This is a genomic window from Burkholderia sp. WP9 (assembly GCF_900104795.1).
Taxonomy (GTDB): Bacteria; Pseudomonadota; Gammaproteobacteria; order Burkholderiales; family Burkholderiaceae; genus Paraburkholderia.
The window spans coordinates 2,349,897-2,371,822 of sequence record NZ_FNTG01000002.1 but is presented as its reverse complement, the minus strand read 5'-3'; the positions used below and the strand labels follow the sequence as shown (position 1 = coordinate 2,371,822).

General features: G+C 62.3%; 21 protein-coding genes. 8 read left to right on the top strand and 13 right to left on the bottom strand.

The features are described 5' to 3' along the window. The first annotated feature begins 236 nt into the window (after positions 1–236). The gene (locus tag BLW71_RS31740; protein WP_091806633.1) at positions 237–941 is read left to right on the top strand and encodes a helix-turn-helix transcriptional regulator; all 705 of its coding nucleotides are present in this window, start codon (positions 237–239) and stop codon (positions 939–941) included. On the opposite strand, the gene BLW71_RS31735 is transcribed toward BLW71_RS31740, so the two are convergent. Then, positions 925–1,239 (bottom strand): helix-turn-helix domain-containing protein, encoded by a 315-nt coding sequence (locus tag BLW71_RS31735; RefSeq protein ID WP_091806631.1) that lies wholly within the window; start codon positions 1,237–1,239, stop codon positions 925–927. The genes BLW71_RS31740 and BLW71_RS31735 overlap by 17 nt on opposite strands. Before the next feature lie 154 nt (positions 1,240–1,393). Between BLW71_RS31735 and BLW71_RS31730 the strand changes: the two genes are divergently transcribed. Next, entirely contained in the window at positions 1,394–1,987 is a 594-nt protein-coding gene (locus BLW71_RS31730) for an acyl-homoserine-lactone synthase (RefSeq protein ID WP_091806628.1), read from the top strand. A gap of 144 nt (positions 1,988–2,131) precedes the next feature. Here BLW71_RS31730 and BLW71_RS31725 read toward each other — a convergent pair whose 3' ends face one another. After that, complete coding sequence (locus BLW71_RS31725) at positions 2,132–2,821, bottom strand: FadR/GntR family transcriptional regulator (protein ID WP_091806624.1); 690 nt, start codon at positions 2,819–2,821, stop codon at positions 2,132–2,134. A 300-nt stretch (positions 2,822–3,121) separates the two neighbouring features. Between BLW71_RS31725 and BLW71_RS31720 the strand changes: the two genes are divergently transcribed. From BLW71_RS31720 to BLW71_RS31710, 3 genes are all read left to right on the top strand, one after another. Further along, positions 3,122–3,589, top strand: a complete 468-nt coding sequence (locus tag BLW71_RS31720) for a universal stress protein (RefSeq protein ID WP_091806619.1) — start codon at positions 3,122–3,124, stop codon at positions 3,587–3,589. 239 nt (positions 3,590–3,828) lie between these two features. Then, positions 3,829–4,632 carry a helix-turn-helix domain-containing protein gene (locus tag BLW71_RS31715; protein WP_408184324.1) on the top strand — a complete coding sequence of 268 codons (804 nt, stop codon included), beginning with the start codon at positions 3,829–3,831 and terminating at the stop codon, positions 4,630–4,632. A gap of 121 nt (positions 4,633–4,753) precedes the next feature. Then, complete coding sequence (locus BLW71_RS31710) at positions 4,754–6,070, top strand: SUMF1/EgtB/PvdO family nonheme iron enzyme (RefSeq protein ID WP_091806613.1); 1,317 nt, start codon at positions 4,754–4,756, stop codon at positions 6,068–6,070. A 277-nt stretch (positions 6,071–6,347) separates the two neighbouring features. On the opposite strand, the gene BLW71_RS42415 is transcribed toward BLW71_RS31710, so the two are convergent. Continuing rightward, positions 6,348–6,875 (bottom strand): VOC family protein, encoded by a 528-nt coding sequence (locus BLW71_RS42415; protein WP_286162165.1) that lies wholly within the window; start codon positions 6,873–6,875, stop codon positions 6,348–6,350. Between the two features lie 565 nt (positions 6,876–7,440). Continuing rightward, positions 7,441–8,337: an NAD-dependent epimerase/dehydratase family protein gene (locus BLW71_RS31700; RefSeq protein WP_091806608.1), complete on the bottom strand. Its 897-nt coding sequence runs from the start codon at positions 8,335–8,337 to the stop codon at positions 7,441–7,443. Positions 8,338–8,452: 115 nt separating this feature from the next. On the opposite strand from BLW71_RS31700, the gene BLW71_RS31695 reads away from it, so the two are divergent. Further along, on the top strand, positions 8,453–10,222 hold the full coding sequence (locus BLW71_RS31695) for an FAD-dependent oxidoreductase (RefSeq protein ID WP_091806605.1): 1,770 nt from the start codon (positions 8,453–8,455) through the stop codon (positions 10,220–10,222). A 105-nt stretch (positions 10,223–10,327) separates the two neighbouring features. Here the strand turns inward: BLW71_RS31695 and BLW71_RS31690 are convergent, their stop codons facing one another. The 5 genes from BLW71_RS31690 to BLW71_RS31670 form a co-directional block, all read right to left on the bottom strand. Next, a complete protein-coding gene (locus BLW71_RS31690) occupies positions 10,328–11,188 on the bottom strand; it encodes an IclR family transcriptional regulator (RefSeq protein WP_091806602.1) in 861 nt (286 codons plus the stop codon). 98 nt (positions 11,189–11,286) lie between these two features. Beyond that, positions 11,287–12,672: an MFS transporter gene (locus BLW71_RS31685; RefSeq protein WP_091806599.1), complete on the bottom strand. Its 1,386-nt coding sequence runs from the start codon at positions 12,670–12,672 to the stop codon at positions 11,287–11,289. A gap of 103 nt (positions 12,673–12,775) precedes the next feature. Continuing rightward, a complete protein-coding gene (locus BLW71_RS31680; protein ID WP_091806596.1) occupies positions 12,776–13,609 on the bottom strand; it encodes a sugar phosphate isomerase/epimerase family protein in 834 nt (277 codons plus the stop codon). Between the two features lie 45 nt (positions 13,610–13,654). Further along, a complete protein-coding gene (locus tag BLW71_RS31675; RefSeq protein ID WP_091806593.1) occupies positions 13,655–14,266 on the bottom strand; it encodes an NIPSNAP family protein in 612 nt (203 codons plus the stop codon). Then, the gene (locus tag BLW71_RS31670) at positions 14,263–16,014 is read right to left on the bottom strand and encodes an FAD-dependent oxidoreductase (RefSeq protein WP_091806590.1); all 1,752 of its coding nucleotides are present in this window, start codon (positions 16,012–16,014) and stop codon (positions 14,263–14,265) included. Before BLW71_RS31670 ends, BLW71_RS31675 begins: the two co-directional genes overlap by 4 nt. 331 nt (positions 16,015–16,345) lie before the next feature. On the opposite strand from BLW71_RS31670, the gene BLW71_RS31665 reads away from it, so the two are divergent. Then, entirely contained in the window at positions 16,346–17,188 is an 843-nt protein-coding gene (locus BLW71_RS31665; RefSeq protein WP_091806588.1) for a shikimate dehydrogenase family protein, read from the top strand. 61 nt (positions 17,189–17,249) lie between these two features. Here BLW71_RS31665 and BLW71_RS31660 read toward each other — a convergent pair whose 3' ends face one another. From BLW71_RS31660 to BLW71_RS31645, 4 genes are all read right to left on the bottom strand, one after another. Then, positions 17,250–19,034 (bottom strand): FAD-dependent oxidoreductase, encoded by a 1,785-nt coding sequence (locus tag BLW71_RS31660; protein ID WP_091806584.1) that lies wholly within the window; start codon positions 19,032–19,034, stop codon positions 17,250–17,252. A gap of 162 nt (positions 19,035–19,196) precedes the next feature. Next, the gene (locus tag BLW71_RS31655) at positions 19,197–19,481 is read right to left on the bottom strand and encodes a (2Fe-2S)-binding protein (protein ID WP_091809108.1); all 285 of its coding nucleotides are present in this window, start codon (positions 19,479–19,481) and stop codon (positions 19,197–19,199) included. Then, positions 19,420–19,686, bottom strand: coding sequence for an SDR family NAD(P)-dependent oxidoreductase (locus tag BLW71_RS31650; RefSeq protein WP_286162225.1), 267 nt, complete (start codon positions 19,684–19,686; stop codon positions 19,420–19,422). The genes BLW71_RS31655 and BLW71_RS31650 overlap by 62 nt, the downstream gene beginning before the upstream one ends. A gap of 159 nt (positions 19,687–19,845) precedes the next feature. After that, positions 19,846–20,754 carry a LysR family transcriptional regulator gene (locus BLW71_RS31645; RefSeq protein ID WP_035483067.1) on the bottom strand — a complete coding sequence of 303 codons (909 nt, stop codon included), beginning with the start codon at positions 20,752–20,754 and terminating at the stop codon, positions 19,846–19,848. Positions 20,755–20,902: 148 nt separating this feature from the next. Here BLW71_RS31645 and BLW71_RS31640 point away from each other — a divergent pair, with 148 nt between their 5' ends. After that, a complete protein-coding gene (locus BLW71_RS31640) occupies positions 20,903–21,886 on the top strand; it encodes an aldo/keto reductase (RefSeq protein WP_091806578.1) in 984 nt (327 codons plus the stop codon). Positions 21,887–21,926: the final 40 nt, after the last annotated feature.

The following is a 21,926-nucleotide window of genomic DNA, read 5'->3' as shown; positions in this document are numbered from 1 at the left end:
TAACAGCCGGCAAATGTTAATTAGCGCATAAAATCGCGGCAAAACAGGCAACTCACTGATCGCCAAAGTGCGGCCTTAACCTTTTTGTTAGAAATCATTCCGGCTTTGCAAATTAAATTTTAGTGATAGATTGTGCAGATAAAAAACCACCGGACGGAATGCCGACCGCAATTAACCGCAACGGGATGTTTGCGAGCCTGAGAGAGTAAAAATTGCCGCTACATTTTATCGAGGAGATGGCACCGCTACTGAACGCCGCCGACGAAGCGGAATGGTTCGGTGCAATCTCGGGTCTTGCGGAGACGTGGGGGTTCGACAAGCTGCTGATCGCCATGCTGCCGCGCCCGACGATCCGCCTCGAAGACGCCTATGTGCGTAGCACGTACGCGCCCGTATGGCGCCGTACATATGACGAGCAGGGACTGGTCCATATCGATCCGACCGTGTCGCATTGCGCGACACGCGCGGCGCCGCTGATCTGGTCACCGGATATTTTCACGACCGCGCCGCAGCTTTCCATGTACGAGGAAGCGCGTGCGCACGGACTGCGCGCCGGCGTGACATTGCCGATTCATGGACCGAACCAGGAAGCCGGCATGATTTGCTTCGTCAACGACAGCAATCCCAACGACGAATTCTGGCGTCATATCAACGTGGCATTGCCGAATCTGGTACTGCTGCGTGATCTCGTCATTGATACCAGCCAGCGGCATTTGAATACGCACGCCCAGACGTTATTGCCCAAATTGACGCCGCGTGAACGCGAATGCCTGAAATGGACCGCACGCGGCAAATCCACGTGGGAAATATCCCACATCCTGAACTGTTCGGAAGCCGTGGTGAACTTCCACATGAAGAACATCAGAACGAAGTTCGGTGTGAATTCGCGGCGCGCGGCGGCCGTAATCGCAGCCCAGCTCGGGCTTATTGACCCGGGTTGAGCAAGGCGGCATCACGGCTGTAAAGCACGCGCTCGGCGCGGCCCAGATCGGCGTCGGACACGGTTTTGGTGAAATACAGGCCGAGCAGGATGGCGACCGGCGCCGGGATTTCGGCACCCGACTCGAAACGGCTGCCACGCGACTGCGTCACACCGAATCGGGCCCAGAAACGGCGCTGACTCTCTTTTTTCTTTTTGCGGTAAGCAATGATCAGAACCCGGTCAACCGCCGTGGAAGGCTCTGCCGGGCGCGTTTGAAGGCCGGTTTGCGGCTGCCAATGATTTTCGAGAAGTTCCATTTTCGTGTCCTGTCGGTTGAGGGCAAGTGCTTGTCTCGAATTCTGCTTTACCCGATAAGCATGCACACCTATCCAGGTAGGTAGGTGGCGGAACGATTCAAAATGCATAAGTTTTCTTGCGTATTGGGTACCCCAACACGTTCAGGAGAACGTCATGCAAACAGCAATCCGGATTGGAATGCGTCAGGAATTCGATAACGAGGACATCAACGAGATGTACCGGCTGCGCGCCCGGGTTTTTCACGGGCGGCTCGGGTGGGATATCCCGACCATCGCCGGCATGGAAATCGACGGCTATGACGCGCTCGGGCCGCATTACATGCTGATCCAGGGCGACAACAGGCAGGTGCGCGGCTGTTGGCGCCTGATGCCGACCGAGGGGCCGAATATGCTGAAGGACACTTTCCCGCAATTGCTCCACGGCGCGGCGGCGCCGGTTGGGCGGCATATCTGGGAATTGAGCCGGTTCGCGATCGAAACCGGCGGCGAGGAGCAATCGTTTGGCTTTGCGGACGTCACCATGCAGGCGATTCACGAACTGGTGACATTCGCCGACCAGATGGGCATTACGCGTTATGTCACGGTCACCACCACGCCGATCGAGCGGTTGCTGCGCAAGACTGGCATCGAAATCAGCCGGCTTGGGTCGCCGTTGCAGATCGGCGTGGAGCGGGCCGTGGCGCTGGATATCGCGGTGAGTCCGAAGACCCGTACCGCGTTGTTCGGGCCGATCGCCGTCGCTGCCTAGCTGCTGCACCGCAGTTGCAGCGCCGCCATTTCGCCGCAACGGGTGGGGCGGCGCCAGCGCCGGGCCGGGCCTTGCCGGGCTCGCCTCGACCCGCCGGCGCCATGGCGCTTCGGCCCAACCGTTCGGCGTCGGCGCGCGGCAGACTCAGGAGCCGAACATTCGGTCGAGCGCGTTCTCGAGATGCGCTCGCATCGCATTTCCGGCGGCCAGCCCGTCCTTGCGGCGGATCGCTTCGAGCACCGCCTTATGCTCCGCCTGCACGAGTCGCTGCCGCTCTACCGTCTTCACCAGCGAAAGATTGCGCGACAGGTTCATGCTGAAGAGGATCTGCTCTTCGATGAACGACATGACCGTGATGAAAAACGGGTTCTTCGACGCACGCGCCACCGCGAGGTGGAACATGAAGTCGTCCTGGGCGCCGATACCCTGAGTTTCGATGATGCGCTCCAACTGGTCCCATGCATGCTGGATGGCAGCCATGTCGTCGGCATCGGCTTTGAGCGCCGCCTGCTCCGCCGCGCCCGCTTCGGTGACGATGCGGAATTCATAGCAGCGGCGTATGTCGGACAGCGTTTCGAGTGGGGCGAAGCGGCGCACGTCGGGGTCCGGGCGACGCGCGACCGTTGTCCCCGATCCGTGCCGCGTCGCGATGATGCCGTCGGCCCGCAAGCGCGCCAGCGCCTCGCGCACCGTTGGCCGTGATGTGGCAAAACGTTCGGCCAACGCATGCTCGGTTGGCAAGCGCTCCCCTTCCTTGTACTCGCCTTCGACAATGCGGTTGAGGATGTCGCCGTAGATTCTGTCGGGCAAACCCTTCGTTTTGCGCTCGTTCATCGGCGGGCTGCGGCAGCTTGTCTGAGTAGGTTCCAATTGTAAGGCAAACCCGGCGCTGGTCTGATCACGTCCCTGCGGTCCGAAGTGCGGCGAATGCCACAGGTGCCGGCCGCCCGGCGCTTATCCGGCAAGACACCTCCACGCAAAATTTGACAAGAGTTTGATTTACATCCAGGTTGAGTGCATGTTCTTCAGCGACCATTTAAGCTTTCGTTGGCAATGAAGTGCCAATCGACGTGGCAATCGCCCCAGCCAATCGAAACGGCAGCGGCATTCAGTTCCTCGAGACACGGAGTCGATATGTACACACGCATCCTTGTAGCGGTCGACGGCAGCAATACCTCGCGCCGTGCGTTCGAAGCAGCGCTTGCGCTCGCCAAATCCAACGGCGCAATCTTGCGGCCGTTCTATGTCGTAGAAAACACGCCGCTTTATTTCGAAGCGCCCGGCTACGATCCCTCCGTATTGCGTAACCGTCTCGTCGAAGAGGGCAAGGAACTCGGCGCTGAATTCGCCAAGACCATGATCGAACACGGCGTGAAGGGCGAGCTGGTGGTAGGCGAGGCGTCGTCGCTCGATGATGTGGCAACGGTAGTGCTCAAAGCCGCCGCCCATTTCAAGGCCGATCTGCTGGTGATGGGCACGCACGGACGGCGCGGCTTTCAACGCCTGATTCTCGGCAGTGTCGCCGAACGCTGCGTGCGCCAGGCGAGCTTGCCCGTGCTACTGGTTCCATCCGCCGCAGGCAAGACCGGCGACGCAGACTGAATGCAACGGCGCGCCATGCACGCGGCGTATTCGCTGCTCGTGCGCCCGAGCTTCAACGCACGACCTCGTGCAGGAGCGCGAGCAGGGCCTCACCGCTCATTGCTTATAGCAGTTCCATCAGAATCGCCGCCAGCGATATCGATCAAGATACCTAACTTCCTGAACGCGTCATTTTGTCGCGAAGCAGGCAGTGTGGCCGGTGGGACAATCCTTCTATACCTGACCATTGGCTGCAGAACATGCTCACTCCTACTGCTGTTACGCGCTCCGACGGAACTGCTGAATCCACCGCGTCCGCCGCTAGCGCATTGCCGACGCGCGGCAGCCGCCGTGCGGTGTCGTCAAGGGCAAGCACGCGCACCACTGCGCGCTGTTCGAGTTGCGCCATGCGGCAACTCTGTATGCCTCACGGCCTATCGCCCGACGAGCTCGCGAAACTCGAAACGCTCATATGCTCCGCGCGCTCCGTACCGCGAGGTGAGGCGCTGTATCGCAGCGGGGACCGTTTCGACAATATTTACGCGGTGCGTTCCGGTTCGATGAAAACCATCATGGCGCACCGCGGTGGCCGCGAACAGGTCACGGGTCTGCGGCTCGCCGGCGAAGCGCTCGGCCTCGACGGCATCAGCAACGACGTGCATGCCTGCAGCGCCGTCGCTCTCGAAGACAGCACCGTGTGCATCGTGCCCTACACCGCACTCAAGTCGCTATGCCGGGAAATCAGTTCGATGCAGGAACGCATGCACAAACTGCTCGGGGAGCAGATCGTGCGCGAAGCAGCGCAGATGATGGTGCTCGGCTCGCTCTCGGCGGACGAACGGGTCGCCGCATTCCTGCTCGACGTGTCAGAGCGCAATGCACAGCGGGGGTATTCGTCGGCGGAATTCAATCTGCGCATGACACGCGAAGACATGGGCAGCTACCTCGGCATGACGCTTGAAACCGTGAGCCGGACCCTGTCAAGATTTCAAAAGCGCGGCCTGATCGACACACAGGGCAAGCACATACGGATCGTCGATCTGGAAGGTCTGCGGCGGGTCTAGCCTGCCGCCAGGAGCCCAGCCGATGCTCCACGCCCACTTCTTTTAACGCGCTTTCGTCTTGGCATGGCTCCTGCGAGCGGGTACAGTCTTTAGTCCGTCCCCCGCAAGGAGACCCGGCGAAATGAATCGCGACCCCGCCCCGCATCACCCGCTCGTTCAGCGTCTGATCGAAGCGCGTCAAGTCACCGACGCACTGTTTTCCATCGTCAAACCCGAGTTTTTGTATGAACGCCCGATCCGTGAACGCCACCGGATCGTGTTTTACATCGGCCATCTGGAAGCTTTCGATCGTAATCTGCTCGATCAGCGCCTGTGCGATCTGCCCGCGTTCGATCCGCAGCTCGACCAGCTTTTTGCCTTCGGCATCGACCCTGTCGATGGCGGTTTTCCAACCGATCAGCCCAGCGACTGGCCGTCGCTCGACACCGTTCGCGGCTACGGCTTGCGCGCGCGCGAGCAGATCGACCGCGAGCTGGATGCGCTGACGCACGCCGCGCAACCCGGCCGCGACGACACACAAACCGCGACCGCCGGGCAATTGCTGAATGTCGCCATCGAGCACCGGTTGATGCACGCCGAGACGCTGGCGTACATGCTCCATCAGTTGCCGCTTGCGCAGAAGGTCACCGAACTGCGCGAGCCCGTCTTGACGCGCGGCGGAGCACGGGACGCGCTGTCGTCGATGGTGAGCGTGCCGGCCGGCGCGACTGTGCTGGGTATGGCGCGCGAAGGCGGCCGCTTCGGCTGGGACAACGAGTTCGGCGAAATACGTGTCGACGTGCCCGCCTTCGAGATCGATCGCTACATGGTGACGAACGGCGCGTTTCGCGAGTTCATCGAGGCAGGCGGCTATCGCGAGCCGAAGTGGTGGTCGCAGAAGGATTGGGCGTGGCGGGAGGCCGAGCAAATCGAGCATCCCGCCTGCTGGTCGCGGCGCGCTCACGGCGAAGATAGCGAAGGCGGCGCGTGGATGCTGCGCACCATGTTCGACGAAGTCCCATTGCCGCTCGACTGGCCCGCGTACGTGAGCCACGCCGAAGCCAGCGCTTACGCGCGCTGGGCTGGCAAAGCGCTCCCCACCGAGGCGCAATGGCAGCGTGCCGCACACGGTGCCCCGCACGCCGCGTCGGGCAATTTCGATTTTCGCAGTTGGAACCCGCAACCGGTGGACGCGTATCCGGATAACGTCAGCGCATTCGGTGTCGAAGGTCAATTCGGTAATGGCTGGGAGTGGACCTCGACGGTGTTCGACGCCCTGCCCGGCTTCGAAGCGTTTTCGTTTTATCCGGGTTATTCGGCCAACTTCTTCGACGGCCAGCATTTTGTGATCAAAGGCGGCTCGGCGCGCACCGCGCAGTGCATGTTGCGGCCGACTTTCCGCAACTGGTTTCAGCCGCATTATCAGTATGTGTATGCGGGGTTTCGGTGCGTGAGGTGATTTTTTGCGTCAACTTATGCTTTATCGTCACAGACGGCCCGGTCAAAGCGAGTCCGATCAAGGCCGGCTCGCGACGACACCAGGCATTCCAGTCCCACATCGAAGCGCGTGCCCGGATCGAGCGAAACGTCGCGGAAACAGTCCTGCAAATCACAGCGCAATTCTTCGTGGCCCGACTCCTGAACCGAACCTGTTTGCGTGACGGGTCAAGCAACGCTTCATAGCGAACCGGCGGCCTGAATGAACGGCCTCGCATCGTCGCAGTTGCGAGGCCCGACTAGAACGCACCGCTGCGCACGTCTGCACCCATACGATAGTCCCGGTTACTCTGCTCCGGATTCCGGTTCACGAGCGGTCGCGCATAGAGCGGATGCCGCAAACTACGAACCTCATGCTCGAGCCTGAAGCAATGCGCACCGCTCGCGACATTGATGAGGTCGGCGAAGCGATATTGATGCGGCTCTTCGCCATAGGCCAGCCCGCGCGCTGCGAGCCGTGCATACGGTTCGGAGAATTGGGCCACATAGATCTGGAGGTGGTGCCCGTCATAGTCCGGGCTCGCATCAGGTGTTTCCGCGTAGATAAGTTGCTGATGCGTGCCGACCGCGATCACCGCCTGCTGCGAACCATTGTGTTCGCGCACGTCGACGGACGCATCGAGCAACTCACGATAGAACCCCGCAATCGGCGCCGCGCAACCGATGGGCACATCGAGTCGCACATAAGCGATGCCGAGATCGATGCCCGACCACGGCGCGCCCGCTGGGTATGCGTCCGGATCAAGGAGTCGTACCGGTTTCCCCATGGGCAGGTGACCTCTATGCAGTCGGCCCGCTCGCTCCATCCGAAGCTAGTCCCTTCAAGCACTGACTGAACTGCGCGCAGTCGTTCGATCAACGACTGCCGCGTGCCCACGATTAAACCGACCCGCCCACGCAGGCGTTGTGCGGCGCCGTGCGGCAAGTGAATCTGGGAACGACCGACGTTGATCCACATATTGCTCACGCCGGTCATCAAGAAGGGATCGCGGGTGAGGCCAAGTCCGCTGACGTAGAAAGCAGTCGCGAGACGCTGGTCCGGTATCGTGAGGTTGACATGTTCGAGCAGGACCAGATTGCCCGTGTCTTCGCGTGCGTAATCGAAACGTTCCATCTGATTGCCTTCGAAGCTCCATGGTTTAGGATGCATCAATCCTTGACTAGGGGGCTCATGCGACGTTCTTTGTCGCACGACCGTCTTCGCGCAATTCAATGCGCCTGCGATCCCCAAGAATCAAAATATACGATGCCCCGCTCCGCAAAGCCACTGCGCTGATTCACACGAGCCCCAAATGAACCAACCGATCAGCGCAAGAACAAGCGGAGCCCAACCTATCGCCGCGAGCGGTAGAACGCGAACGTCTGTCGCAATCCGTCTTCCAGCGACGTAGCGGGCAAACCTGGAAGCAGACGGCCGAGCGCCGGATCGCTCGGGAATTCGGTGGCGATGGGCAATGGCGGCCCGGCACTATCGAGGCGGGCGCCGGGCGCCAACGCGGACAGCCGCTCGATCACGGTATCGACCGCTGCGATCTCCCCTGCGAGCGTGAACACGTGTGCTCCTTGCGCCGGCGCGAAGAGTGCGGCCTCGTACGCCGCGGCGACATCGTCGGCAAATACGAGGCCGGTCGATCCCGTGAATGGAATCGTGTACGCCTCGCCGCGAGCCGCCGCGCGGCACGCGAGACTCGGGCCCGCACTCGAGCCGGTTTCCCGTCCCGCGCCATACACAACGAGTGGCCGGAAGCCAATGCTGGCGAGGCCGCAGTCGTTCCAATACGCTCGCGCCGAGCCTTCGCAGGCCAGCTTGAACGCGCCGTAGTGCGTTTCGGGATGGGGCAACGCGCCGTCGTCGGGGCCGAAAACGCCTGCGCTGCTGGCATAAAGCACGCTGCGCACACCCACCGCGCGCGCGGCGTTGAAAACGTTCAGCGTACCGATCAGATTGATTTGCGCGCCGCGTACGGGGTCGCTCGCGCAACTGGGCGTGAGCACACCTGCCAGATGAATGACACCATCGCAACCCTCCAGCGCGTGGGTCACGTCGCCCGCGACAGCAATGTCGCCCGTCATCCATTCGACTTCACCTGCCTGATCGGGCGCGAGCTCGCCCAGCAAACGCGCGTCGCGGCGCAGGTCGAACGCCCGCACGTCAACACCGCGCGCCAGTAGACGGCGCATGATCCATGCAGCAAGAAACCCGCTCCCGCCCGTCACCAATATCCGCATCGCTCGCTTCTCCTCTGCAGGGAAATATTTGATTTTCATCTTTTTTGGAATACTATTCCATTAACAAAACTTGTTCTACACATTTCTGCACAAAGCAGACGGAGACACACGAGGCATGAACGAAGCAAGGCAAACACAATGGGACGAGGAAGTTGACCTGCTGGTCTTCGGTGCCGGCGCAGGCGGCATGACCGCCGCGCTGGTCGCGCATCACGAAGGCATCAAGGTTCTCGTGTGTGAAAAGACAGACGCCGTCGGCGGAATCACGTCCACCTCGGGCGGCACGACTTGGGTGCCAGGCACGCAATTGAGCGCGAGCGCGGGCGTGCCCGACAGCGTCGACGACGCGCGGCGTTTTCTCGCGTCGGTGGTCGGCGATCGCGGCGGCGACGAAGCGCGTGAGGCGTTTCTGGAAAGCGGGCCGATAGCGATCGACGAACTCCAGCGCATCAGCGAGGTGAAATTCGTCGCCGCGACCGCGCACCCGGATTACGTGACGGGGCCCGGCGCGGCCTTCGGTGGGCGCGCGCTCGCGCCGGTCGCGTTCGACGGACGCCTGCTCGGCGACGAATTCGTCCGTGTGAGACCGCCACGCAAAGAGTTCATGGGTCTCGGCGGCATGATGGTGGCGCGCACCGATCTCGACGCGCTGCTCGCGCCGTTCGCCTCCAGGAAGAACTTCTCGCGCACGCTGGCGGTGGTGGGCCGCTACGTGATGGACAGGCTGCGCTATCCACGCGGCACTCAGCTTGTCATGGGCAATGCGCTGGCCGCACGGCTCTTCTACAGCTTGCGCAAACAGAAAGTGGAAGTCCGCTTCGAAACACCGTTGATCGAACTGGTGATCGAGCAAGGCGAAGTCACCGGCGCCGTGGTCGAACAGAAAGGCGCTGGTCGCAAGCGTATTCGCGTGCGTCACGGCGTGGTGCTTGCTACCGGCGGCATTACCCGCCATCCGGTTCTGCGCAAGCAACTGTTCCCCGCCGGCGCCCAACCCTTATCGCTTTCGCCCGACACGCATACCGGCGACGGCGTAGGCAGTGCGCTCAAGATCAACGCGCAGCTCAATGATGGGCACGACAGTCCCGGCCTCTGGATGCCCTGCTCGATTTTGCACTCACGCAACGGACAGAAAAGTATCTGGCCGCACATCATTCTCGATCGGGCGAAGCCAGGACTAATCGCGGTGAACAACCTCGGCGAACGTTTCGTCAACGAGTCGGACTCGTATCACGACTTCGTCATGGGTATGTTGCGCAGCGCGGGCAACGCTCAGAGCGTGCCTGCCCACCTGGTCGTGGATGCCGCCTTCATTCGCGACTACGGTCTCGGACTGCTCATGCGCGAGCGAAGCCACCACCGTATCGCCAGTTTTGAAAAGGCGGGCTATCTGATCAAGGGCGGCACGCTGGCCGAACTCGCCGGAAAGCTAGGCGTCGACGCGGCGGGACTCGAGCGCACCGTTAGCATCTACAACCGCGACGCGGCGCAGGGCCTGGATCCCGCGTTTCAACGCGGCTCGAGCCCGATGAACCGTTTCAATGGAGATGCCGCCCAACAGCCGAATCCGTGCATTCGCCCGATCGGCCCGGGGCCGTACTACGCGGTGACGGTCTGGCCTGCCGATCTGGCCTGCAGCGCGGGTCTGGCCGGCAACGCCAACGGCCAGGTACTCGACAACGACGGCCATATCATTCCTGGCCTCTACGCATGCGGCAACGACCTCGCCTCGATATTTCGCGGCACCTACCCCGGCCCTGGGACCACGCTCGGACCCGCCATCGTATTTGGCTGGCGAGTCGCAAAGCATGCGGCACGCGCCGCGTCGGGTTCGGTTGCGCTGAAGCAGTCCGATGCCATCGCGCCGCCGCGCGCGACTGTGTGAAACCGTTGGTGAATCTGGCAACAGGAAGACTTTTGCTGAGCGCCCTCGTGACTCACCGACATGAACATACCGCGAGCCGGGCGCCCCGCCCGGCTCCGCGCACGGTCACGCCGCCCGAGGCCGTCCTTTGCGCTTGGCCACGACGGGCCGCACATCGCTCGCCGCAGCAACGGGCACCACTTTCAGGCTGCGCTTGAAATACGGCGAACTGAGCGTGGCCGCTCCCATATCCGATGCTGCTTCGAGCAACGCAGGCGCAAGTTCCTTCAGCCGCGCATCCGGCAACCGGCTCGTCGGTCCGGCCAGACTCACCACGCCGACGACGAGGCCCGTCACTGGATGACGGATCACCGCTGCCATCGAGGTCATGCCGACTTCATACGTGTCGCTCGCCACGCCATAGCCGCGTTTGCGCGCGCCGGCCAGATCCTGAAGAAACTGCTGGATCGACTTCGGCGCTCTCGGCCCGGTCTGCCCCGCCTTGCCAATTCCTCCCTGGCGCGAAACCAGCTCGAGCGCCTCTTCGTCGCTCATGCTCGACAGCCACGCCTGCCCGCTCGCAGTGCAGTGAAGGGGCGGCTGACTGCCCATGTCCGGGTCATAGCGAAGACCGGAGCGAGCGCCCTGCGCCTTGCCGACAAACGTAATGTGATCGTCCTCGACCACACCGAGCCGCGCGAGTTCGCCCGAGGCCGACGCCAGCCGGTCGAGCACGGGCTGCGAAATATCGAGCACACCCTCGGTGGACAGCCACATCAATGCAAGCGAGACCAGCTTGAGCGCCAGCACATACTCGCCGTGCTCGTCCTGCCGCACATACCCTTCTTCGGTGAGCTCGGCCAGCAAGCGATGAGTGCCGCTGCGCGGGATATTCAGCGTGTCGGCGATCGCGGCCAGTTGCAAACTGCCGCCCTGTTTCGCGAGCAGTTCGATGATGGCCAATGCCCGCTCAAGATTCCCAGCCATAGATTGCACTCTCAATTCGACTTAGATACCGAATGAGAACACGATTCCACACCGGAACTCAAGCGGATGCAAATCGCGCTGCGGTTCGTGTCGACTGCCTAGTGGCTTGCGCTGCCTTCAACCCGCAGTACTGAGCCGCGATGGCGGGCGCCTTTGAGAAGCACCGCCGCGGCACCTACCGTTGCGGGAACCGCAAGCGCCGTGAGCACTTCACCGAAGCCCCAATTCGCGTGCAGCATGCTGGCGCCGAGCATCGCCCCTGCAATGCCGCCAAAGCGCCCAATGCCGAGCATCCAGCTAGTGCCGGTGGCGCGCATGCGGGTCGGATAGGAACCGGCGGCCAACGCGCAAAAGCCGGTGTTGGAGCCGTTCATGCAGTAGCCCATGCCGAACGCAAGCATGCCGATACCCGTGATTCCATGCCCCGGCAAACCCATGTACCACGCAAAGCCCCCCCCCACGAACACTGTTGCGCCCAACACGCGGTGGGGATTGAGGCGGTCCATCAGCCAGCCGATTGCGAGCGAGCCGATCGTGCCGCCCGCCTGAAACAGCGCGCCGACGATCGCCGCCTGCCCGAGCGTGAACCCGGCGCCCCGAATCAATGTCGGCAGCCAGCTGCCCAACAGATAAACAGTCAGCAAGCCCGCGAAATAGCAGATCCACAACATCACCGTGCCGAATACGTAGTCGCGCGACAGGATCAGGCGCACCGGGCTGCGCTCGCGCTGCTGGGTGTCCTGTGCGACGAAACGCGTTGCTTCGTCCGCCATGTCCGGCTGGATGCGGTTCAGCACGCCCACGAGCCGCGCACGGCGCGCCTCCTTGAGCGACAGATAGCGCGCCGATTCGGGCAACCACTTGATCATCAGCGGAACATAGAGAATCGGCAGTACGCCTCCGAGTATCAACACCGAGTGCCAGCCGTAGGCCGCAATCAGCCAGGCGCTCACGAAGCCGCCGCCCGCGGCACCGAGCGTGAAGCCGCAAAACACAGTCGTCACCATCAGTGCGCGGCAGCGCTGCGGCGCGTACTCGGCCATCAATGTCGCCGCATTAGGCATGGAGGCACCGAGCCCGAGACCGGTCAGAAAGCGCAGCACGGTCAACTCGGTCACGTTGCTCGCGAACGCCGAACCGAGGCTCCACACGCCGAAGAACAGCACAGCGATCGTCATGACCGTCTTGCGGCCGAAGCGGTCGGCAAGAGGTCCCGCGCACAGCGCGCCGAAAGCGAGTCCGAGCAGGCCGCCGCTCATGACGGGACCCAGCGCATCGCGTGGAATGGCCCACGCGCCCGATAGCGCCGGCGCGATGAAACCGATCATCACGGTATCGAGGCCATCGAGCGTGACGATGACCATGCACATCATCAGGACGAGAATCTGGAACCGTCCGACTGGCTGTTCGTCGAGAAGCTTTTGTACGTCGATGACAGCCGACGCCCGTGTGTTCGGCCGGTTGGCCTGGAGTGAAGCATTCATAGGTTGTCTCCGGATGGTTATTTGTTGTTGTCGATAATGGATGCCAGTCCGTGCAGCATCTTGGGCGCGCTTCAACGGACTGCGTTTTACCCTGTCACGCGCATCAGTCCACTGCGTAAGCCCGGGCGAGCACGTCGAGCGTCGCCTCGCGCAGCTTGCGCGCACGTTCGAGCGCAGGCGCGGTTTTCGCCCATTGCTCCGTCGGCACTTCGATGCTGAGCGGCAAATGATCGGGAAGCGCGCGCAGGATGCCTACGAGATCGATCCCGCCTTCGCCCGGAATCATCCGCTCGCAGCGGGCCTGGAACAGCAGTGTCTCGAGGTCGGTCGGACGCTCTGCGGGCCCATCGCAAAACTGCACGTAACCAAAGTACTCGCGCGGCAGTGCAGCGAGTTCCGCAGTCGACGAACCGGCACGATCGAAGTGAAGCGGGTCGATGATGAGACCAGTATTGCTGCGGCCCGCTGCCTTGACGATGCGAGCGCCCTGCATGATGTCCTTCGCATTCGTCCACGGCATCGGTTCGAGCGAGGGGGACAGTCCGAGCGGTTTCGCGAGATCGCAGAGTTGCGCGAGACGCTCCGCCGTGCGTGCTTCGTCGGGATCGTTACCCGCCACAAGCACGTAGCGTGCGCCCAGTTCCGCCGCGGTCTCGAGCATGGGCGCGTAGTCCGTCACATCGGTCTCCGGCTTCAGGCGGAGAATCTCCACGTCGAGCACCTTGATGCCCGTGTCTCGCAAGCGCGCCAGCGTTTCACGTTTCAACGGCGTATCGCCGACGATCTCGTGCCGCACTTCCTGATCGGTGGCGGGCAACAGACGCAGCCCGACGTAGTCATAGCCCGCCTGCGCCGCGCATTCCACCATTTGCGGCGGCGTCAGCTCAAGCACGGTCAGCGCCGAGAGAGAAAGCGCGCGAGCGTTGTGCTGTGTCATGTCATTTCCTTCGGTTCGATTAGTCATTTCATTTGCAGAGCGTGTTCAGCGCAGCGGTGAAAACGGTGCCGGCACATAGATCGTCGATTCCATCGTAGTCAGATGCGCAGGACCGCCCTTGGGCGGCCAGACGCCGTCTTTCACCGCTTCGGCGCGAATCCGCGAACGTTCGTCGACGCCCGCATATGCCCAGATGTTCAGGAAGCGCGGCACCGTGCCATCGAGCGAATACATCGCACCGATTAGCGGCGAGCGCTGCGTGCGTTCAGGCAACGCCTTTTCCCACGCGTCGATGGTGTGCTGCAGGCTCGCGAGCTTCGTGCCGTAGACGCGCATCTCGTAGATGCCGCCGTGCACGGCAGGTTCGATCGGCGGCAGGAAGGGGAACAGCGCGTAGCTGTCGATCTTCACGTCGGTGACAAACTCGCCGCAACCGAACGGGTTGCCTTCGAGCAGCATGCGCTTGCGCTCGGTGATCAATGCGGCTTCCGATTCGAAGCCGCGCAACACCATCACTTGCCCCAGCGCGCCGATGTCCGAATACCAGCAGCCGAACAGTGTCGAGCCGGGCTGCTTGCCGCTTGACCTGATGCTTTCGAAAACCTGCGGATTCGAGCCTATTTTCACGGTGAGCGTCACTACGTCATAGAGAGTCATTGCATTTGTCCTTGCGCATGATGTGAGGATTCTTCAACCGACTCCGTCTGATTCAGACCGGAGAGAGAAAGGCCCGCGAGATAACCGAAGGTCATCGCGGGGCCGAGCGTAATGCCGCCAGCCGGGTAACAGCCGCCCATCACACTCGCGCTGTCATTGCCGACGGCGTAGAGTCCGGCCACCGGCCGGTTCTCTTTGTCCAGAACGCGAGCGGCAGCATCGGTCGCGAGGCCGGCGAATGTGCCGAGGCTGCCGGGAAGCAGTTTGATCGCGTAGAACGGGCCGTTTTCGAGCGGCGCGACGCACGGATTCGGCTTGTGCCGTGCATCGCCCTGCACGCGGTTGTAGGGTGTGGTGCCGCGATGAAACTGCGGATCGGCGCCGTCCTTTGCATGCGTGTTGTAGGCCGCCACGGTGCTCGCGAGACCCTGTGGATCGATGCCACACTGTATTGCCAGCTCGGCGAGACTGCTCGCCCGCTTGAGATACCCCGTACGACGGTACGGGCGAGTCGGAAACGGAAACGGCTTCGACACGCCCAGACCGTAACGGCGCTGGAAACGATGGTCACACACCAGCCACGCGCACACTTCTTCGCCTGCCGGAGTGGCATCGAAGAGCGCGCTCATCAGGTCGTAATAGGACGACGCTTCATTGGCGAACCGCTTGCCTGCGCGCGTCACCGCGATCACACCCGGTTTGGCTCGTTCGATCAGATGCGGGAATGCAACGGCAGGCCGGCCATTTCGCTGCGGCACGAGCGACACAGGCGCCCACGCCGCCGGCGCTTCAAGCGCGGCATCGAAATGGCCGCCAATCGCCTCGCCCATGCGAATGCCGTCGCCCGTATTCGAGCGTGGCGCGGCCGACCAATGCTCACGTCCCGACGGCGTGTAAGCGAAGGTTTGCGCGCGCCGCGCAGCGTCATGCGGATAGCCGCCGCAGGCCAGGACGACGCCGCGCAAAGCTCGCACCTCGTTGGCGACACCGTCGATCTCGACGCGTGCGCCCACCACGCGACCCGCCTCGCGAAGCAACCCTACGGCTTTCGCGTTCACGCGCAGATCGACGCCATGGTCCGCGGCCGACTTCAGCAGCCGCGCAACCAGCGCGTGCCCGTTGACCAGATGCATCGAGCGACCATAGCGAAGCTTATGCACGGCAAATGTCGCTAATCGCCGGGTGACATGCAGTGCGGAACGCAGAGAGCGTGTCGCGTTGAAGAAATGAGCGAGGTCAACACCCGAGGCGATCGCCATCCCCTTGAGCGTCGTGACGCCGAGCGGCGGTCGTAGCTTGTGGATCAACGGTCCCAGTTCGCGGCCATCGAACGGCATCGCGCAGACCGAGCGGCCTCCGGTCCCGGCGCCCGGCGTGGTGTGGAAGTCTGGAATGCGGTTGCCGTCGACAAAACGCATCGACGTATGCTGTTCGAAGAACTCGACCATTCGCGGACCGTGCTCCAGCAGCGCGCCAATTCTGGCCGCATCGAAATGAGAACCGAGTTCGTTGCGCAGATAGGTGCGCGGCGCTTGCGCCGCCTCGGTGATCCCTGCGCGCACGGCGAGCGGGTTGCGTGGTATCCACATCCATCCACCGGACCACGCCGTCGTGCCTCCGAAAACCGCCTCCTTTTCCGCAACGATCACACGCAGTCCGCGCACAGCGGCGGTGACCGCAACGGCCAGGCCACCCGCGCCTGAGCCCAACACCAGCACATCACATTCGAGCATCGGTTCACGCTTCATTGCCAATCCGTTTCGTCTCAGAAGGGATACCTCATTTATGTTGAATACTATTCCACTTTACTATTTTATTCAAACAGGACTTATCCCTACCCTGTCGCGACTCGTCCGGCTCCCGCTCGTCTGCTCCACGTTGACCTGTACGCTGCGGCGCATCCAGCCCGACAGGCATCGGCCACACATCGAATCAACTTTAATTGTTGAATACTATTCCACTAAAGATTAAAGTTCATCGAAACTGAGCAGCGACGACGATCGCGGCGCCTTGATGGAAGCGGGCCGTGGTACTCGTTGCGCATGGGACACATAGACACAACAGGAGGTCGAACACAGCATGAGCCAGCAGAACCCATCTTCGTTTTCCCCGTCGCTCGATGAAGGCCTTAGCGGCGCGACGCGTATCTATTTCATTGTCGGCGACCCGATCGCCCAGGTCCGCTCGCCAGCCGGCGTCACGGGCGCATTGCGGGCAGCGGGGCGCGACGCGCTGGTGGTACCCGCCCACGTGGCGCCGGCCGATCTGCCCGCGTTCTTCGCGGGCGTCACGCCGATGCGCAACGTCGACGGCGTGATCATTACCGTGCCCCACAAGTTCAACGCGGCCGGGTACTGCGCGACGCTTTCCGACGAAGCGAGTTTCCTCGGCGCGGTCAATACGCTGCGCCGCACGCCCGATGGCGACTGGCACGGCGCCATGTTCGACGGCACAGGATTCGTGGCAGCGCTAACGGATGCGGGTTGTGATCTGACCGGCAAGCGCGCGTTACTCGTGGGCGCAGGCGGGGCGGGATCGGCGATCGGTCACGCGCTAGTGAGTGCGGGACTGACGTCGCTCGACATACGTGATAACGACGCGGGCCGTACGACATCTCTGGTCGACCGGCTCAATGCGCTGCAACGCGGCAGGGTGCGTAGCGTCGCCTCCGATGTGCAAGCGCACACCTTCGATATCGTGGTCAACGCGTCGCCGCTCGGCATGCGTGCGGACGACCCATTGCCGATCGATGTGTCACGCCTTCGAGCCGGGACCTTCGTGGGCGACGTCGTGACCAAACCGCCGCTGACACCCTTGATCGAAGCAGCGCGCGCACGGGGATGCCAGACAGTGACAGGCACGCAGATGTTCGGCCGCGTCTGCGACCGTATGGTGGAGTTTTTGCTGGACGTGCCGCAATAAGTAAAACGCGCTGTGCAACGCGAAACCGCGTGTGCGCAGCGCGCTAGAAGAAGTGCTGCCCTCAGTGGGTGGGAAGCGGCATCCGGTTCGACACCTTTGATGCGCCGGTGGTGGCGAGCGCCTCGTTGTCATGAGGTTCGTAGTCCATGGCATTGGCCGCATGGCGGCCGGCGACATAACCGAACGTCATTGCAGGACCGAGGTTGATGCCGCCCGACGGATAGAAACCGCCCATCACACTGGCCATGTCCGTTCCCACCGCATACAGGCCGGCAACAGGTTGGCCATTCTCGTCGAGCACCTGAGCGGAGCCGTTGGTCTTCAGGCCTGCGAACGTGCCGAAGCTGCCCGGGAATACTTTGACCGCGTAGAAGGGTCCGTGCTCGATCGGCGCGACGCAAGGATTCGGGCCTTTGTGCAAAGGGTCGCCCCCCTTTCGGTTATACGGCGTGGAGCCGCGTCCAAACAGAGAGTCCTCACCACGGCGCGCATGCTCGTTGTAGAAGCTGACCGTGGCCGCCAGCGCATCAGGATCGATACCGCAACGCCTAGCCAGCTCTTCGATCGTTGAACCTCGTTGCAGATAACCGCTGCGGATCAAAGATCCGACCGGCACAGGGAAAGGCCGTGCGTAACCCAGACCATACCGGCGCAGAAACCGGTGATCGCAGACAAGCCACGACGCTACTTCCTGCCCCTCCGGCGCCGCCGCGACCATGGCGGAGGTGTAGTCGTAGTAACCGTCCGCCTCGTTCACGAAGCGCTTGCCGTTGGAGAGCACGCCGACGACACCGGGCTTGGCGCGGTCGATAATGTGCGGGAAGTGGCCAATGCTGCCGTCAGCGTGCTTAACTTTCGACACGGGCGCCCAGGCGGCAGCCGAGGCGACATCCGTGACAAGGCAGCCACCCGCCGATTCGCCCAGACTCACGCCGTCGCCAGAGCAACTCTCGGGCGGCAAGGCGAGGTGTTCGCGGCCGGTGGGTGTGCGTGGAAAAAGCGCCTTGCGCCGTGTTACATCATTGGGGAACCCGCCGGCGGCCAATACAACGCCCTTCGCCGCGCGAATCGTTATTTCGCCCCGGGCCGTCGAGACGACTGCCCCTCGAACCGCCTTACCCTCGAACACCAACCTCGTTGCAGGTGCGGACTCCATCAAGGTCACACCCAGGTCCTGCGCCGATCTGGCAAGGCGCGCGACCAGTGCGACACCGTTCACCAGTTGCATGGCGCGGCCGTACAGCGCCAGATCGAGCAGATGCCGCGTGAAACGCCTTGTGACGTGCGTGAAGGACTTGAGAGAGCGCGTCACGCTCAGAAAAGCCATCAGGTCCGCGCCGGCCATGATCGGCATGCCCATGAACGAGGTTTCGCGCATTGTCTTGCGCAGACGTTTGATCAGCGGGCCGACCTGCCGCCCATCGTAGGGTGCGGCAATGACCTGATGACCCTGAGTTGCTGCACCTTCGACGTTGCCATGTACATCAGGAATGCCGTTGCCGTCTACAAACTGCAGCGACGTATGCTCTTCGAAGAAGGACACCATGTGCGCGCAGTTGTCGAGAAATGCATCGATACGCTCCGGGTCGTAGCGGCGGCCGAGTTCGTTCCTGAGGTAGGTGCGGGGCTGTTGCGGGTCTTCATTGATACCCGCGCGCCTCGCCAGCGGATTGCCTGGAACCCACATCCAGCCGCCCGACCATGCCGTTGCACCACCGAATACGGCGTCTTTTTCCACTACGACGACCTTGAGACCATGCCATGCCGCAGTGACCGCGGCGGCCAGCCCCGAGGCGCCAGAGCCGATCACGAGCAGGTCGCAGTCCATCTGGGTTGAAGTGTTCATTTCCACAGTTACTACGAAATGAGCCCTGGTGGGGCGCTGAATCTGCCATGGCCGGGCTCATCGACGACCGAGCCCCCAGTCAACGTCTGAAGATACGAATGACGTTATTTGTTGAATACTATTCCAGATTAGAAGATTTGTGTCAATGTCGTCCGCTTGCATTCATGGACCACGCGGGGCGTCGGAACGACGAGTCTCAAACGAAGATTCTATTTTTGCGCGAGGTCGACATTGCGTCACGCTCATCGCTTCGCGCACGCCGGCGTCGTCGGCAGCCATGTTGGGGTCGCGCAGAATCGCGACGGCGCTCGTCATCTGTCCGGTTGGACAGTAGCCGCATTGATATGCGTCGTACTCCCAGTACGTTTGCTGAACAGGATGGAGCTCACCGTTTCTCTTCAGCCCTTCGATCGTGGTGATGTGATCGCCTTCGTGCCGGACCGCCACTGAGAGACGAGTACGGCATCAGGCCCGCGTTGTTGAGCATGACATCGACCCGCCCGTATTGCTCGACCGCCGAGTCGACGAGATGTTTGACCTGTGCCGCATCGGTGACATCGGTCGCGACGGCCAGCGCCACGCCGCCATCCGCGACGATTGTCTCGGCCAGCGCATTGATCCGGTCGAGCCGCCGCGCGCCCAGCACGACAATCGCGCCCTGCGACGTGCGCGCAATTCACAAATCGTCTTTAAGCACGCAACACTAGCAGGGAGTTTCAACCCAACGCGCGGGAAAGACTCTCCAAATTGAAATCGACAAGCTCTACGAAACACCCGACCAAGCGCGCGGCGTGCTGCCCGAAGCCGGCAATCAACGCACACCGGCGGTGTTGGCCCAATCCCGCACCGCCTGTGCGAATAGCCGTAGCGCAGTGGGAGGATGGCGGTTAGCGGGGTAATAAAGGCTCAAGCCCGGAAACGAAGGGCTCCATTCCGCCAGCACCTGAATGAGCCGCCCCGCTGCGAGGTGTTCGGCAACCAGATAGTCAGGCACCCAGGCAATGCCGATGCCCACCAGCGCCGCCTCGACCATCAGGTTCGTGTTGCCCAGCGTCATGGGGCCGTCGACATCAATACTCGCGCTTTTGCCGTGATATTCGAGATCCCATCGATAGAGCGTGCCGCTCTCGAAGCGGAACCGGATGCAGCGGTGTTTCGCCAGATCGTGCGGTGCCTTCGGCGCCTCATGGCGCGCAAAGTAATCAGGCGACGCCACCGCGGCAAAGCGCAGGTCGGGGCCGAACCTCACGGCGATCATGTCGCGTGGCACATCCTCGTGAACGCGGATGCCCGCATCGAAACCGTCGGCCACGATGTCGACGAGCCGCGTGTCCACGACGAATTCCACGTGGATATCCGGGTAAGTCGCCAGAAAATCGGGCAGCACGTGCTGGACGATCGACTTCGCGGCTGATTCGGAGGCGCTGATACGGATCGAACCCGACGGGCGGTCGCGTGCGAAAGCCACCTCGTTCACGGCGTCTTCGAGGTCGGCAATGGCGGGCCCGACTCGTCGCAACAATTGCTCGCCCGCCTCGGTCAGCGCGACCGAGCGGGTGGTCCGGTTGAAGAGGCGCACGTCGAGTCTTGCTTCGAGTCCCCGCATGGCGTGACTCAACGCGGACGGCGACACCCCCAAGGTCCGCGCCGCCGCACTGAAGCTTCGCTGATGAGCGATCGCGACGAATGCGGTCAGTTCAGATAAGCCGGCTCGCAACATAAGTGAATTTTCCTCATAACCTTTTGCAATTCTAGCCATATTGTTGAGCTACGCACAACAGCCTAAGCTTGAGGCTGTTGAACGTCGCGTGGCGCCCGTGCGAACAGGCCGCCTTCCACGCTCGTCACTTTTCGAAAGGAGAATGCAGATGCAAAAGCGCAAACTTGGAAACAGCGGTCTCGAAGTCTCGGCACTAGGCCTCGGCTGCATGGGTTTGAGCTACGGCTACGGACCGGCCACCGAGAAGACGGCAGGCATCAAGCTGATTCAGTCGGCTTTCGAAAAAGGCGTCACGTTTTTCGATACCGCCGAAGCCTATGGTCCGTTCTTCAACGAAGAACTGGTCGGAGAAGCCGTTGCGCCGTTTCGCGATCAGGTGGTGATCGCAACCAAGTTCGGCTTCACGGAAGGCGACGTGACCAAAGGCGTCGACAGCCGGCCCGAACGCATCCATGCGGTCGCCGAGGCATCGCTCAAGCGGCTGAAAACCGATCGTATCGACCTCTTCTACCAGCATCGCGTCGATCCGAATGTGCCTCTCGAAGACGTGGCCGGCGCCGTCAAGGATCTGATCGCACAAGGCAAGGTCAAGCACTTCGGCATGTCCGAAGCCGGCGCGCAGTCGATCCGCCGCGCCCACGCCGTACAGCCGGTGGCAGCGTTGCAGAGCGAGTATTCGTTGTGGTGGCGCGAGCCGGAAGAGACGGTGCTACCCACGCTGAAAGAACTGGGCATCGGTTTCGTGCCGTTCAGCCCGCTCGGCAAGGGCTTCCTGACCGGCGCGATCGATGCGACCACGTCGTTCGACAAGACCGATTTTCGCAATGTCGTGCCGCGTTTCTCCGAAGAGAACCGTAAGGCCAACGCCGGCCTCGTCGAGGTACTCGGCAAGATTGCCGATGGCAAGGGTGCGACGCGCGCGCAGATCGCGCTTGCGTGGCTGCTGGCGCAACAGCCGTGGATCGTGCCGATTCCGGGCACGACGAAGATCCATCGGCTGGAAGAAAACATTGGCGCGGCTGCGGTCGAATTGTCGGCGGCCGATCTCGCCGCTATCGAAGCGGCGTTGAAGCAGATCAAGGTCGTGGGTGATCGTTATCCGGCCCATTTGCAGCAGCGTGTCGACCGCTAGTCCAACGTTTCGCCCCACCCGTTTGCTCCTGCGTCGTCGC